Annotated in this window: 2 protein-coding genes and 1 pseudogene; all 3 read right to left on the bottom strand. The window is 44.3% G+C overall.

Features of this window, described 5'->3' with window-relative positions:
• Positions 1–410: pseudogene (locus A3756_RS18505) on the bottom strand (hypothetical protein); the annotation flags it as partial.
• Positions 411–441: 31 nt separating this feature from the next.
• A complete protein-coding gene (gene rpmF, locus A3756_RS18500) occupies positions 442–621 on the bottom strand; it encodes a 50S ribosomal protein L32 (RefSeq protein ID WP_068506763.1) in 180 nt (59 codons plus the stop codon).
• Between the two features lie 51 nt (positions 622–672).
• Positions 673–1,098 (bottom strand): YceD family protein (locus tag A3756_RS18495; RefSeq protein ID WP_368664596.1); only part of this gene is annotated, 426 nt, incomplete at its 5' end.

Genomic DNA, 1,098 nt, shown 5'->3' with positions numbered 1-1,098 from the left:
AAGGTTCCCAGTATTGATCGCCCTAACAACATCAAAGCACCGGTATTTCCTGAGCTTACACAAGCTTGAGCTTGACCAGACTTGACCAGTTGGAGTGCCACAGCCATCGAGGAATCTTGCTTACTGCGCAGCACACGAGAAGGACGGTCATCCATAGAGACAACGGTTTCGGCGTGAACAATCGATATTGATGGATTTTCTGGGTAGGAGTGCAACAAAGCCTCCAATTCAACCTGTTTTCCAACAAGGATGATATTGAAGGCTTTGCTTTGGCAGCTGGCTGCCGGAGACGCTTGAGAAGCATCATTTGACTGAAGCTTTTCAAGATAGGCAAAAACAGCAGGGACAACAACCTGAGGGCCATCATCGCCACTCATTGCATCAACTGCAATGGTGATTCCTACAGACATTTCGCCGTCTTCAGAAACTAGTATTTACGTACTAGTCTTCTAATGTCTCAATTACTTTCTTGCCACGGTAGAAACCGTCAGCAGAAACGTGGTGACGCAAGTGCTTCTCACCTGTAGTTGGATCTACAGATAAAGTTGCAGTGCCTAGCGCGTCATGTGAACGACGCATGCCACGTCTTGAACGAGTTTTCTTACTTTTTTGAACAGCCATATTTGTTCTCCCGCGGGTATTTCAAATCAATTGATGAGCTTAGCTCACCGATTATTTCTTTAAATTCAGTTCTGAAAGCACGCTGAAAGGATTCTCTTTGGTCTCTTCGACCTCACTTTCAACACTCTCTTCAATATCACCTTCGTTATACTCTTCAGGTTCGCAATCATCATGATAAGCGAACATTGGCAAACTCAGGATCAATTCTTCTTCTATCACATCCAGTAAAACAAGCTTTTCATCTTCCACCAATAAAGGTTCATAAACACGCGGAAGGTTTTGCGCTTGCTCGTCACTCATTACAATTCCGAGCTGAAACTCAGAACTTATTGTCTTTTTGACCGGATGTAAGCAGCGCTGGCAAAGCAAGTTCAATTCAGCTGAAAGCTTGCCCTTCAATATACGCAGCCTTTGCTCATCCCGTCCAAATTCCAAGTCAATATTAACGACACCCTCAGAATCCACTAACATTGAAGT

This window comes from Oleiphilus sp. HI0086, assembly GCF_001635225.1.
This window is presented reverse-complemented; position numbering and strand designations above follow the sequence as displayed.

What these genes read in the sequence shown, in the direction of transcription:
- rpmF (WP_068506763.1), bottom strand. Translation starts at nt 621, where the DNA reads ATGGCTGTTCAAAAAAGTAAGAAAACTCGTTCAAGACGTGGCATGCGT.